Source organism: Pseudomonas sp. JQ170C (assembly GCF_035581345.1).
Taxonomy (GTDB): domain Bacteria; phylum Pseudomonadota; class Gammaproteobacteria; order Pseudomonadales; family Pseudomonadaceae; genus Aquipseudomonas.
Genome location: NZ_CP141608.1, coordinates 3,369,183 through 3,382,188, shown reverse-complemented (window position 1 = coordinate 3,382,188; position 13,006 = coordinate 3,369,183). Strand labels below are relative to the sequence as shown.

Here is a 13,006-nt window from a genome sequence, read left to right as displayed (position 1 = left end):
GGAATGAGCGAAAGTATACACACCGGCTTCTTTATCGAAAATCTCAAGAAAATATATTTTATGGTTGACGATATATTTGTTGCGGAGTTAGCTTCTGTCCACGCCGACCCGCCGGGCGGCCATCCCATAACAATCAGAGGAACGTTTCCATGCGCTATGTCTACTTCAACCACCAGGGCCGCCCGACACTGGGTGTACGTACCGAGCAAGGGGTCAAGGTGCTGGGCGAGCAAACCCTCGAAGCCCTGCTGGCCGACGGTGTCGACCTCACCACCTACGGGGCCCGTGCCCAGGGGCCGGTGGTGGAGATTGGCGAGCAGGACTACCTGCCCCTGATGCGCAAGCCCGGCAAAATCGTCTGCGTGGGCCTTAACTACGCAGACCACACCAAAGAATCGCCCTACGCCCAACCCGATTACCCCACGCTGTTCCCGCGCTTCAACACCAGCCTGACGGCCCACAATCAGCCGTTGGTGCGCCCACGCATTTCCGACACCCTGGACTACGAAGGCGAAATGGCCGTGGTGCTCAAAAGTGGCGGTCGACACATTCCCAAGGACCAGGCGCTGGCCTGCGTCGCCGGCTATGCCCTGTTCAACGAGGCGTCGGTGCGTGACTACCAGTTCAAGTCGCCGCAGTGGACCGTGGGCAAGAACTTCGACGACACCGGTGCCTTCGGCCCCGACCTGGTCACGGCCGATGAGCTGCCGGCCGGTGGCAAGGGCCTGCTGCTGCAGACCCGGGTGAACGGCAAGGTGGTGCAGTCGGCCAACACCACCGACATGCTCTTCGATGTCGCCACCATCATTGCCACCTTGAGCGAAGCGGTGACCCTCGAAGCCGGTGACGTGATCGTCAGTGGCACGCCGGCCGGGGTTGGCTTTGGCATGAACCCGAAGGTCTACCTCAAGGCGGGCGACGTGGTCGAAGTGTCTATCGAAGGCATTGGCAGCCTGGTCAACCCGGTGGTCGACGAAGCCTGACTGCCACGCCGGCCAACGCAAGCGCAGGGCCTGCCCCGGCGCTTCGATGACAACAAGAACGGGAGACGATGATGAGCATCACGACAGTTCGTGGCGTGCATTCAATCGATCATTACGCGTTGTTCGTGCCTTCGCTGAGCGAGGCACAGCACTTTTTCGGCCATTTCGGCCTCGATGTGCAGGCCCACGGCGGGCAACTGGCGGTATCCGCCGCCGATGGCCATCGCTGGTTGCAGCTACTGCCGGGGGCGGCCAAGTCCCTGGCCTGGATCAGTTTCAACTGCTTTGCGTCCGATTACGCCGCGCTGCGCCAGCAAGTGGAGCAGAGCGGGGCGCGGTTCGAGCATGGCGACGGCACAGGCTTCTGGTTCCGCGACCCGGACGGCAATCTGCTGCAGATCAAGGTGGGGGTCAAAACCATGCCGGATGCGCGGATGCCGAGCCCGCCGGTGGTTCGTGGCCTGCGCGGCGTCGGCAGCCGCGTCGACGTGACCCAGGTGCGCCCGCAACGGCTTTCCCATGTGCTGCTGTTTACCCCTGATGTGTCCCGTGGGGTCGCGTTCTATGAGTCAGTGCTGGGGCTCACGTTGTCGGATCGCTCCCAGGACATCATCGCCTTCACCCATGCCCGCCACGGCTGCGACCACCACCTGGTGGCCTTCGCCAAGAGCAGCGCCAAGGGCTTTCACCATGCGGCCTGGGAAGTGGGCAGCATCGACGAGGTGGGCAACGGCGCCGAGCAGATGGCGGCGGCCGGCTATCGCGAAGGCTGGGGTACCGGGCGCCATTGCCTGGGTTCCAACTACTTCCATTACGTGCGCGATCCTTGGGGGTCGTTCAGCGAGTACTCCACCGAAATGGACTACATCGAGGCGGGGACGCAGTGGCCAGCCGGCGACTTTCCTGCCGAAAGCTCGCTCTACCTCTGGGGCCCGCAAGTGCCCGACTACTTCATCTTCAACACCGAGGCGGCGGATCAGGCGCAGCCTTGATACGCAACACAGGCAACACTGGAGAACAATAATGAACCAGCAAGAATCGACCCCGCACATCGAGGTGCCCGTCCTGATCGTGGGCGGCGGGCCGGCGGGCCTCACGGCGTCGCTGTTGTTGTCGCGCTATGGCATCAAGAGCCTGTTGATCAACAAGTACCGCTGGACGGCCAACAGCCCCCGCGCGCACATCACCAACCAGCGCACCATGGAGGTGTTTCGCGATGCCGGCGTCGAGCCCCAGGTAACCGCCGCCGCCAGCCCCCACGAGCTGATGGCCAACAACGTCTGGGCCACCAGCTTCAGCGGCCAGGAGCTGGGCCGCCTGCTCACCTGGGGCAACGCCATCGAGCGCAAGTCCGATTACGAGAAAGCCAGCCCATCGGCCATGTGCAACATTCCCCAGCACCTGATGGAGCCGATTGTTGCCAATGCCGCGCTGCGCGCTGGCAGCGAAATGCGCTTTGACAACGAACTGCTCGACTTCACCCAGGACGACCACGGCGTCACCGCTCGCATTCTCGACCGGGTTACCGGGCGGGAATTCACCGTGCGGGCGCAGTACATGATCGGCGCCGACGGTGCCCGCAGCCGGGTCATGGAGCAACTCGGTATCCCCCTGCAAGGGCAGATGGGCCTGGGCTGTGCGGTCAACGTCTGGTTGCGGGCCGACCTGCGTCGCTACTGCGAAAGCCGCCCGGGGGTGTTGTACTGGATGGTGCAGCCGGGCAACGACTACTGGGTCGGCAGCGGCACCTTCATCTGTGTGCGCCCGTGGGATGAGTGGGTGATGCTGTTCATGTACGACCCCGCCCAGGGCGAGCCCGACCTCAGCGAGGCGGCGGTGATCGAACGGGCACGGCGGGTGATTGGTGATGCCGATATTCCGGTGCAAGTGCTCTCGACCAGCAAGTGGCAGATCAACCAGGTGGTGGCCGACCGCTACGGGCAAGGCCGGGTGTTCTGTTGCGGCGATGCGGTGCACCGGCATCCCCCGGCCAATGGCCTGGGTACCAATACCTCGGTGCAGGATGCCTACAACCTGGCCTGGAAGCTGGCACTGGTGCTCAAGGGCCAGGCAGGGGCGGGGCTGCTGGACAGCTACTCCCAGGAGCGCCAGCCGGTTGGCCAGCAGGTGGTGAACCGGGCCATGGCCAGCGTGCGCAACATGCTGCCGATCTCCAGCGCGCTGGGGTTCGAGCCGGGCCAAAGCGAAGCCGAAGGCTGGGAACGCCTGGACGAGTTGCACGCCGACACGGCACTGGGGCGCGAGCGTCGGGCGGCGCTGGAGCAGGCCATCCAGTTGCAGCACTACCAGTTCAACTGCCATGGCGTGGAGCTGGGCCAGCGCTACCGCAGCGCCGCGGTGCTGGACGATGGCAGCGAGCAGCCGGCCTACAGCCGCGACCCGGAGCTCTACTACCATCCCACCACCTGGCCCGGCGCCCGCTTGCCCCATGCCTGGCTCAACGATGCACGGGGGCAGCAGGTATCGACCCTGGATATCTGTGGCCAGGGCCGCCTGACCCTGCTCACCGGCCATGGCGGTGATGGCTGGTGCCGCGCCGCCGTGGCGGCGGCTCGCGAACTGGGTATCGACCTTGAAGTGCGGCGTATCGGCCTGGGCCTCGACTATGCCGACAGCTACGGCGATTGGGCACGCCAGCGGGAAATCGGCGAAGACGGCTGCCTGCTGGTACGTCCCGACCAGCATGTCGCCTGGCGCGCCCATGGCAGTTCACCTGCATGCGACGCCGAACTGCTCGATGCGCTGAAGGCCATTCTGGCCCGTCACTAAGCGCGCTCCCTCAAACGCTCCCCAACCGGGCCGCCAACGCCGGGTAAGGGGAGCGTTTGCCCGCTGTTACCAGAACAATAAGAACAAGGGGCATGTGATGTTCACTACGCTGACGAAATCGTTCGGGGCTGCCGCGGTCCTGGCCCTGGTCACCCAGGCCGGCCACGCCGAAGATCAAGACAAGGGCGAAGGCGCCCTGGCGCGCTGGCTGCTGGGCCCTGGGCTGGAGCGTGATCACGGCATCCGCATCGCCGGGCTGCTGGACCTGGGCTATGCGCGCAACAACCGCTCCAATGCCGACGAGCGCGAGGATGGCTTGAGCAATCTGCCGCTGACGGGGTTTTCCGATGAGGGGCTGGAGCTGGCATCGCTGCACCTGTTCGTCGACAAGCCGTTGGTGGCCAACGTGATTCCCCGAGTCACGCCGCTTCCGGGGCCGGCGCCTGAGGCGGTGTCGTTCGGCTTCAGCCTGGAAACCTTCTACGGGCGCAATGCCGAATTTGCCCGCACCTATGGCTGGGACATGCATTGGGGGGTGAACTCGCCAGGCGATGATGACCCGGAGCGCGCCCGGCGCGACAAACAGCGTTTCGTGGCTACCCCCAATCTGTTTGCCGCGGTCTACCTGCCCTATGGCACGGGCATCAGCCTGATGGCAGGGATTTTCGGCCCGGCGCTGGGCTACGAGATTCCGCCGAACATTCGCGAAGCGCGAAATCCCTTTGCCAGCAAGACCTACGCCTTTGTGTCCGAACCCAGTACCGTGGCCGGCGTGCTGGCCAGCACCCGGCTGTACAACGGCGACCGCAGCCTGCTGGGCGCCGAGATTGGCGTGGTGCAGGGCCGCAACAATTTGCGCGACAACAACCCGGGCAAGTCGGTGCTTGGCGCGCTGCGCTGGCGCACCGCCGACTTGCAGACCTGGGTCGACTACGAGTTCATGCTCGGCGATGAGCAAAACCATGACCTGGACGATGTGCAAGCGCCCAGCGCACGCCTGGTTTCGCCAGACGGCCAGCTGCGCCAGCAGCATTCGCTCAATGCCTGGCACGCCTTCGATGCCCGCTGGTCGATGGGCGCGGAGGCGGTGTATGGCCGCCAGTCCGGCGATGGCAAGGCGCACACCGTGGATATCGTGACGGGGCCGGGGTTTGCGGGGGCGTCGTGGTGGGGTGTCAACGGCGTGGTGACCTATCAGTACCGCAAGGACCTGAGCTTTTCGGCGCGTGCCGAGCACTTTCGCGACCGTGATGCGTTCGTGCTGTTTCCCACCAGCAACGCCCGGGGTGACTTCAATGCCGTGACGGTCGGCCTGCGCTGGGATGCCACGCGGCATATCAGCCTGCGCCCCGAGCTGCGCTACGACCTGTTCGACCCGCTGTACAATGACCGGGTCTACGGCAATGGCCGGGACCGCAGTCAACTGAGTGGGTTGATCGAGGCACTGGTGTACTTCTGACGCAGGCCCGACGCCCTCATTTCTACAGCAGGAGCACACATGACAATCGACTGGACCCACTTCACACCCTGGACAGCCTTGATGGGCGGCGTGCTGATTGGCGTGGCGGTGAGCCTGTTTGCGCTGGTCAATGGCCGTGTCGCTGGCATCAGCGGCTTGCTGGGTAGCGTCTTGCAGCCCGGGAGCGAAGGGCGAGGGGAGAAGGCGCTGTTTCTTGCTGGCGTGCTGCTTTCGCCGTTGCTGTGGTGGTTGTGGGCAGGGCCGGTGCAGGTGATGTTCGAGACCAGCGTGTGGGGCCTGATCGTGGCTGGGCTGTTGGTCGGCCTGGGTACCCGTTACGCCGCCGGTTGTACCAGTGGCCATGGCGTGTGTGGCCTTGCGCGGCTGTCGCCCCGTTCATTGCTGGCGACGCTGTGCTTCATGGCCAGCGGTTTTGCCGTGGTGTTCATCGTTCGTCATGTGCTGGGGGCTTGATCATGCGGGGTGTGATGGCGGTGGTGGCCGGGTTGTTGTTTGGTCTTGGCCTGTTGCTGGCGGGCATGGCCGACCCGGCCAAGGTGCTGGGGTTTCTGGACCTTGCCGGGCAGTGGGACCCGTCCCTGGGGCTGGTGATGGTGGGGGCGATCGGGGCTGCGCTGGTGCCGATGCAGTGGAGCAAGCGCCATACCCGCTCGTTGCTCGGCCTGCCGATGCGCATGCCGGTGGCCCGTGAGCTGGATCGGCGCTTGATCATCGGCAGCCTGGTGTTTGGCGTGGGCTGGGGTATCGCCGGGATCTGCCCTGGGCCTTCATTGGCCCTGGTGTTGAGCGGGAACTGGCAGGTGCTGTTCTTTGTCGCGGCGATGCTGCTGGGGATGGGCGTGTTTGGCGTGTTGGAGCGGGCGCGAGGCCGGTAGCGGTGGGCGACCGCTGCGCGGTCGATCGCAGGCTGGCGCCAGCGGCTACAGGGGCCGTGGTAGCCGCTGCCGAGGAACGAGGCTGCGATCGACTGCGCAGCAGTCGCCCCAGCGTCCCTGCCGTATTCCCGGTGCTACCAGCCCTTGACCCCATGCATATCGGGCAGTTTGTGGGCGATGCCCTTGTGACAGTCAATGCACGTGGCTTCGCCCTTGGCCAGTGAGGTGGAGTGCATGGCCGCTGCCCGTTTGCTCTGGCGGGTGAAGTCCATGAACTCGAAGTTGTGGCAGTTACGACACTCCCGTGAGTCGTTGGCCTTGAGCCGCGCCCATTCGTGCTCGGCCAGTTCCCGGCGCAAGGCCACGAATTTGTCGCGGGTGTCGATGGTGCCGAAGAGCTTGCCCCACACTTCCTTGGACGCCTGCATCTTGCGGGCGATCTTGTGGGTCCATTCGTGGGGCACATGGCAATCCGGGCAGCTGGCGCGCACGCCCGAGCGGTTGGTGTAGTGGATGGTTTCCTTGAGTTCGACGAAGACGTTGTCGCGCATCTCGTGGCAGGACACGCAGAATTTTTCGGTGTTGGTCATCTCCAGCGCCGTGTTGAAACCACCCCAGAAGATGATCCCGGCGATAAACCCGCCCAGGGTCAGGAAGCCCAGGCTGAAGTACACGCTGGGTCGACAGAGGATGCCCCAGTACTCCTTGAGCAGGGCGAACAGTGCTTTCATGGCGGCTCCTCAAGGTTTGGCGTTGGCGTCGTCTTGCAGGATCTTGTCGATGGTCTCGAAGCTGTTGCCCACCAGCGGCTGCACCTCTTTCTGCGGTACATGGCATTGGTTGCAGAAGTAGCGCCGGGGTGAAACTGCCGCCAGCGCCTGGCCGTCGCGGTCCATGTAGTGGGTGATGCTGATCATGGTGGCCTGGCTGCGTGCGCTGTTGGCCCGGCTGTGGCACGACAGGCACTTGTTGCCGTTAATGTCGATCTGGTAGCCGCGAATGCTGTGGGGGATGGTCGGGGGTTGGTCCGGGTAGTTGCGTTCGCGCTTGAGGTCCTTGTTTTCATCGTTGGCAATGACCGGGGCCGGCATGCTCTGGGTCAGGGTGCCACCGGGGCGCCGCCCGTCCGGCCCGGGCGCGTCCAGGGGGTAGTCAACCTCGGCAGCGATCACCACACCTATGGCAGCGAGCAGGCACAACGGCAGGATTCGTAGCTTCATGACGGTGCTCCTCAGGCCACGCTGATCAACTCGATGCGAATGGCGCATTTTTTGTAGTCGGTCTGCTTGGAGATCGGGTCGGTGGCATCGAGCGTGACCTTGTTGATCAGCTTGTTGGCATCGAAGAACGGCACGAACACCAGCCCGCGCGGTGGCTTGTTGCGCCCGCGGGTTTCGATGCGCGCACGGATCTCGCCACGGCGGCTGATCACCTTCACTTCACTGCCACGCCGGGCGTTCAGCGCCTTGGCATCCTCCGGGTGCATGTACACCAGGGCGTCGGGCACCGCCTTGTACAGCTCCTCGACCCGCTGGGTCATGCTGCCCGTGTGCCAGTGCTCCAGCACGCGGCCGGTGCTCAGCCAGAACGGGTAGTCCTTGTCCGGGGCTTCGGCAGGCGGCTCGTAGGGCAGGGCGAAGATGATTGCCTTCTTGTCCGGGTAGCCATAGAACTGCACGCCGCTGCCGGCCTGCACATAGGGGTCGAGCCCTTCGCGGTAGCGCCAGCGGGTTTCCTTGCCGTCCACCACCGGCCAGCGCAACCCGCGTTCGCTGTGGTAGCGGTCGAAGGTGGCGAGGTCATGACCGTGGCCACGGCCGAACTGGGCGTACTCCTCGAACAGGCCCTTTTGCAGGTAGAAGCCGAAGGCCTTGGCCTCATCGTTCTTGAAGCCGGCCTCCAGTTGCTCGACCGGGAACTGATCGACCTGACCGTTCTTGTACAGCACCTCGTACAAGGTCTTGCCCTTGAGCTCGGGGGCCTTGGCCAGCAGCTCCGCCGGCCAGACTTCATCGGTGGTAAAGCGTTTGGAGAACTCCACCAACTGCCACAAATCGGACTTGGCATCGCCCGGTGCGGTAACCAGTTGGTGCCAGAACTGGGTCCTGCGCTCGGCGTTGCCGAAGGCGCCTTCCTTTTCCACCCACATGGCGCTGGGCAGGATCAGGTCGGCGGCCTGGGCCGAGACCGTGGGGTAGACGTCCGAGACGATGACGAAGTTGTCCGGCTTGCGCCAGCCAGGCAGGACCTCCTGCATGATGTTGGGGCCGGCATGCATGTTGTTGCTGGCCTGGGTCCAGTAGACGTTGAGGACGCCGTCCTTGAGCATGCGGCTCTGCTGCACGGCATGGAACCCGACCTTTTCCTGGATGGTGCCGGCGGGCAGCTTCCAGATCTTCTCGGCGGTGGCGCGGTGCTTTGGGTTGGTCACTACCAGGTCCGCCGGCAGGCGGTGGGAGAAGGTCCCGACTTCGCGCGCCGTGCCACAGGCCGAGGGCTGGCCGGTGAGGGAGAAGGGGCTGTTGCCCGGCTCACTGATCTTGCCGGTGAGCAAGTGGATGTTGTAGATCAGGTTGTTGGCCCACACCCCGCGGGTGTGCTGGTTGAACCCCATGGTCCAGAACGACACCACCTTGCGCTTGGGATCGGCATACAGCTCGGCCAGGGCCTTGAGACGCTCGGCAGGCACGCCGGTCTCCTTGGCGGTGCGCTCCAGGGTGTAGGGCCTGACGAACGCGGCGAACTGGTCGAAGTCGATGTCGCTCCAGGTGTTGGCCTTGTCGGCGTTCTTGGCCTTGGCCTCCAGGGGGTTGTCCGGCCGCAGGCCATAGCCGATGTCATCGGCGCCCTTGGCAAAGCGGGTGTGCTTGCTGACGAAGTCCTTGTTCACCGCACCGCTTTCGATGATGTGGTTGGCGATGTAGTTGAGGATCAACAGGTCAGTCTGTGGCGTGAACACCATGGGGATGTCGGCCAGCTCGAAGCTGCGGTGCTCGAAGGTCGACAGCACCGCGACCTTGACCTGGGGGTTGCTCAGGCGTCGGTCGGTGACCCGGCTCCAGAGGATCGGGTGCATCTCGGCCATGTTCGAGCCCCAGAGCACGAAGGCATCGGTGGCTTCGATATCGTCGTAGCAGCCCATCGGCTCGTCCATGCCGAAGGTGCGCATGAAACCCATGACCGCCGAGGCCATGCAATGGCGAGCGTTGGGGTCGATGTTGTTGCTGCGAAAGCCGGCCTTCATCAGCTTGTTGGCGGCATAGCCTTCCCACACGGTCCATTGCCCGGAGCCGAACATGCCCACCGCTTCCGGGCCTTTGTTCTTCAGGGCCTCCTTGAACTTGGCCTCCATGATGTCGAAGGCCTTTTCCCAACTGATGGGCTGGAACTCGCCCTGTTTGTCGTACTGGCCATTTTTCATGCGCAGCAGCGGCTGGGTCAGGCGATCGTTGCCGTACATGATCTTGGACAGGAAATAGCCTTTGACGCAGTTGAGCCCGCGGTTGACCTCGGCCTTGACGTCGCCGTGGGTGGCCACGACCTTGTTGTCGCGGGTGGCGACCATCACGCTGCAACCGGTGCCGCAGAAGCGGCAGGGCGCCTTGTTCCAGTCCAGGGTGACCATGTCGGCTTCGGTGATCAGGTTGCTGGCGGTGGTGTAGATCGGCAAGCCGGCCGCAGCGGCAGCAATGGCGGCAGCCTGGGCCTTGGCAAATTCACGGCGGGTCATGCTCATTGGGACGCTCCTGCAGGGTCGAGGAGTTCGTGATAGATCAACGCCGCATTCAATACGCCGGGCAAGTTGTTGATCTGTTCAATGCACTGAAGAATCTGTGTTTCATCACGGGCTTCAAGTACCACCACCAACTTCCCAACGGCACTTTGTTGATGCAACTCCAGCCCTTCAAGCAGGCGCAAGTTGGCTTTTACCGCTTCTAGCAGTTCAGGGCGGGCAAGTACGACAAGACTGGCGATATGCAGCATTTCGTCCATGGGCTGGCTCCAATAGACACGGTAGGGGAAGGTCTATCCGTTGGGCGGCCCAGGCGGGCCGTAGAGCATTTGCAAGAACCAGATGATAAAGCCGTAGCCGCCGACGATAGCCACCGACAGCAAGGGGAAGAGAAAGGCGACAAGAAAGATGAACAGCCTGGCTTCCTTGCGGCGCGCGGGTTTTTGTTCTTCAGCCAATGACATGGAACGATCTCCAGTCGAACTGTTGATTGAGCGTAGATCAACAAGTGCTTCGAGTTTGTCGATAAAACCGTAGAGCGACCGACGGCTTATTGATACAGGTCATGGAGGCGGAAGTTAATTAAGCCATTAGTTAAAACGCTAATAAGAGCAATTATAGTTCAATGCTGTTCAATGGCGCCGAGTCGTACGTACCAGGGCATCAACGAGCGGGTCTGAGCCCCGGCTGCGCTGCCAAAAATCGTCACTCGGGCAGTAAGCGGCTGTTTCCACTGATATTTTTTTGCGGAAGGGGCTTCCCAGGGGGCAAATATGTTGGTAAATTTGCGCGCATTCTTGCACAGGCCTTCACGGGCATGCTGCCAAGTCTACAGGGGCGTCGCCAAGCGGTAAGGCAGCAGGTTTTGATCCTGCCATGCGTTGGTTCGAATCCAGCCGCCCCTGCCATATTCTCAAGAGCACCCCGGTCGTTCAGCAGCATGCGCTGCCAGAACGCCGGGGTGTTCTTGTATCTGCAGTACGCGTTTTTTTACCCGCAGGGGGGCAAGAACCGGCACGGCGCCATGACAGCGCCGTGCTTGCCCGTCGCTTAGTGAGGCGCGCGCGGGATGGTCTTGAGCAGGTCTTCAGGGCTGATGTGGCCGACCACCTGCTGCACGCTGCCGGGTTGCGGCAGGTCGAGGATGTGGCCTTTCATCTTGCCGATCACGTGCATCTCGCACGGCTTGCAGTCGAACTTCAGTGTCAGCACTTCATCGCCATGCACCAGCTGCATCGGCGCGACCTTGGTGCGCACGCCCGTCACGCCCTTGGCCTGCTTGGGGCACAGGTTGAAGGAGAAGCGCAGGCAGTGCTTGGTGATCATCACTGGCACTTCGCCGGTTTCTTCGTGTGCCTCGTAGGCTGCGTCGATCAGCTTGACGCCGTGACGGTGGTAGAAGTCGCGGGCCTTCTGGTTGTACACGTTGGCCAAGAACGAAAGGTGCGACTCGGGGTATACCGGCGCAGGATCACTCTCGGCCTTGCGCGCGCCACGAGGGTGGGCGGCAACGCGGGCGGCGGTGAGGGCTTCGATCACTTCACGGCGCAGGGCCTTGAGCTGCGAGTTGGGGATGAAGTACGCCTGCGGTGCATCAAGCTTGATGTCGGTGGCGTGGTACTGGGTGGTGCCCAGTTGGCCAAGCAGGTCGTGCAGTTGCTCAAGCGCCTGCTCCGGCTTGTTGGCCGCGCCGAACGGGCCGTCCAGCGCGACGCTGGCGCTGATGCCTTCCTCGCTGGTCGCGGTCAGTTGCAGGCGATCCTCGCGCAGCTGCGCCACCCAGGTCAGGCCCACGCGGCGCTCGGCAGAGGTTTTCTGCAGGGCTTGTTGCCAGTTGTGGTCCAGGTTGCGGCTCAGCGGATGGTTGGGGCGCAGTTGCAGGCCCTTGGGCATCTCGTTGGGCTCTACGCGGTAGCGGTAGCGCTTCTCGCCGTCTTCATCGAACTCGCCCTTGGGCTCGGCAATGTTGGCGCGAAAGCCCAGCACTTCACGCTTGACCAGCACGTTGAGGCCATCGCCATTGGACAGCGGCTCATGGGTGACGACCATCAGGTCGCGCTTGCCGACTTTCTCTACCACGCCCACCGGCAGGCCGGTGAAGGTCGGTGAATCGAAGGCGCCGATATCGATCTTGCGCTCGCTGACGAAGTAGTCGGTGCTACCGCGGTGGAAGGTCTTGTCCGGGTCGGGCAGGAAGAAGTGCGCGGTGCGGCCGCTGGAGGCGCGGGCCAGGTCCGGGCGGTCTTCGAGGATTTCGTCCAGGCGCTGGCGGTAGTAGGCGGTGATGTTCTTCACATAGCCCATGTCCTTGTAGCGCCCTTCGATCTTGAACGAGCGCACGCCGGCCTCGACCAGGGCGCGCAGGTTGGCGCTCTGGTTGTTGTCCTTCATCGACAGCAGGTGCTTTTCATAGGCGATCACGCCGCCTTTCTCGTCCTTGAGGGTGTACGGCAGGCGACAGGCCTGGGAGCAGTCGCCTCGGTTGGCACTGCGCCCGGTCTGGGCGTGGGAAATGTTGCACTGGCCGGAGAAGGCCACGCACAGCGCGCCGTGGATGAAGAACTCGATGGCGGCATCGGTTTCATCGGCAATGGCGCGGATTTCCTTGAGGTTGAGCTCGCGGGCCAGTACCAGTTGCGAGAAGCCGGCCTGGTCGAGGAACTTGGCCCGGCCCAGCGTACGGATATCGGTCTGGGTACTGGCGTGCAGTTCGATCGGCGGGATGTCCAGTTCCATCACACCCAGGTCCTGGACGATCAGCGCGTCGACGCCGGCGTCGTAGAGCTGGTGGATCAGCTTGCGGGCTGGCTCCAGTTCGTTGTCGTGCAGGATGGTGTTGATGGTGGTGAAGATACGGGCGTGGTAGCGCCGGGCGAACTCCACCAACTGGGCGATTTCGCTCACCTCGTTGCAGGCGTTGTGGCGCGCACCGAAGCTTGGGCCACCGATGTACACGGCGTCGGCGCCGTGGAGGATGGCCTCGCGGGCGATGGCCACATCGCGGGCAGGGCTGAGCAATTCAAGATGATGTTTGGGCAGGGACATGGTTTTTTTAGTCAGGCTGTCACGGTCAAGGCGCGCATTGTAGCGGCGAAACAGCGCGACGGCACCCGAATGCTGCCCGGTGGTGCCGGTAGGAGCGGGC

General features: G+C 63.4%; 12 protein-coding genes and 1 tRNA gene. 7 read left to right on the top strand and 6 right to left on the bottom strand.

Annotated features, from left to right (window positions below; all coding sequences use genetic code 11):
* The first annotated feature begins 149 nt into the window (after nucleotides 1-149).
* The 6 genes from U9R80_RS15170 to U9R80_RS15145 all read left to right on the top strand — a co-directional run bounded on the left by U9R80_RS15170 (nucleotide 150) and on the right by U9R80_RS15145 (nucleotide 6,128).
* Nucleotides 150-983, top strand: coding sequence for a fumarylacetoacetate hydrolase family protein (locus U9R80_RS15170; RefSeq protein WP_301842466.1), 834 nt, complete (start codon nucleotides 150-152; stop codon nucleotides 981-983).
* Nucleotides 984-1,054: 71 nt separating this feature from the next.
* A complete protein-coding gene (locus U9R80_RS15165; protein WP_301842467.1) occupies nucleotides 1,055-1,975 on the top strand; it encodes a VOC family protein in 921 nt (306 codons plus the stop codon).
* 31 nt (nucleotides 1,976-2,006) lie between these two features.
* Nucleotides 2,007-3,773: an FAD-dependent monooxygenase gene (locus tag U9R80_RS15160; RefSeq protein WP_301842468.1), complete on the top strand. Its 1,767-nt coding sequence runs from the start codon at nucleotides 2,007-2,009 to the stop codon at nucleotides 3,771-3,773.
* 97 nt (nucleotides 3,774-3,870) lie between these two features.
* A complete protein-coding gene (locus U9R80_RS15155) occupies nucleotides 3,871-5,232 on the top strand; it encodes an outer membrane beta-barrel protein (RefSeq protein ID WP_301842469.1) in 1,362 nt (453 codons plus the stop codon).
* A gap of 39 nt (nucleotides 5,233-5,271) precedes the next feature.
* Nucleotides 5,272-5,706 carry a YeeE/YedE family protein gene (locus tag U9R80_RS15150; RefSeq protein ID WP_301842470.1) on the top strand — a complete coding sequence of 145 codons (435 nt, stop codon included), beginning with the start codon at nucleotides 5,272-5,274 and terminating at the stop codon, nucleotides 5,704-5,706.
* A 2-nt stretch (nucleotides 5,707-5,708) separates the two neighbouring features.
* Nucleotides 5,709-6,128, top strand: a complete 420-nt coding sequence (locus tag U9R80_RS15145) for a DUF6691 family protein (protein WP_301842471.1) — start codon at nucleotides 5,709-5,711, stop codon at nucleotides 6,126-6,128.
* A 134-nt stretch (nucleotides 6,129-6,262) separates the two neighbouring features.
* Here the strand turns inward: U9R80_RS15145 and U9R80_RS15140 are convergent, their stop codons facing one another.
* From U9R80_RS15140 to napE, 5 genes are read right to left on the bottom strand one after another with little or no spacing between them, the layout of a single operon-like run.
* Nucleotides 6,263-6,859, bottom strand: coding sequence for a cytochrome c3 family protein (locus tag U9R80_RS15140; RefSeq protein ID WP_301842472.1), 597 nt, complete (start codon nucleotides 6,857-6,859; stop codon nucleotides 6,263-6,265).
* A 9-nt stretch (nucleotides 6,860-6,868) separates the two neighbouring features.
* The gene (locus tag U9R80_RS15135; RefSeq protein ID WP_301842473.1) at nucleotides 6,869-7,348 is read right to left on the bottom strand and encodes a nitrate reductase cytochrome c-type subunit; all 480 of its coding nucleotides are present in this window, start codon (nucleotides 7,346-7,348) and stop codon (nucleotides 6,869-6,871) included.
* Nucleotides 7,349-7,359: 11 nt separating this feature from the next.
* A complete protein-coding gene (gene napA / locus U9R80_RS15130) occupies nucleotides 7,360-9,864 on the bottom strand; it encodes a nitrate reductase catalytic subunit NapA (protein WP_301842475.1) in 2,505 nt (834 codons plus the stop codon).
* On the bottom strand, nucleotides 9,861-10,121 hold the full coding sequence (locus U9R80_RS15125) for a chaperone NapD (protein ID WP_301842476.1): 261 nt from the start codon (nucleotides 10,119-10,121) through the stop codon (nucleotides 9,861-9,863). Before U9R80_RS15125 ends, napA begins: the two co-directional genes overlap by 4 nt.
* A gap of 33 nt (nucleotides 10,122-10,154) precedes the next feature.
* A complete protein-coding gene (napE, locus tag U9R80_RS15120) occupies nucleotides 10,155-10,325 on the bottom strand; it encodes a periplasmic nitrate reductase, NapE protein (RefSeq protein WP_274115610.1) in 171 nt (56 codons plus the stop codon).
* Nucleotides 10,326-10,694: 369 nt separating this feature from the next.
* On the opposite strand from napE, the gene U9R80_RS15115 reads away from it, so the two are divergent.
* Nucleotides 10,695-10,769: transfer RNA gene (locus U9R80_RS15115), tRNA-Gln, on the top strand.
* 142 nt (nucleotides 10,770-10,911) lie between these two features.
* On the opposite strand, the gene U9R80_RS15110 is transcribed toward U9R80_RS15115, so the two are convergent.
* A complete protein-coding gene (locus U9R80_RS15110; RefSeq protein WP_301842478.1) occupies nucleotides 10,912-12,906 on the bottom strand; it encodes a peptidase U32 family protein in 1,995 nt (664 codons plus the stop codon).
* Nucleotides 12,907-13,006: the final 100 nt, after the last annotated feature.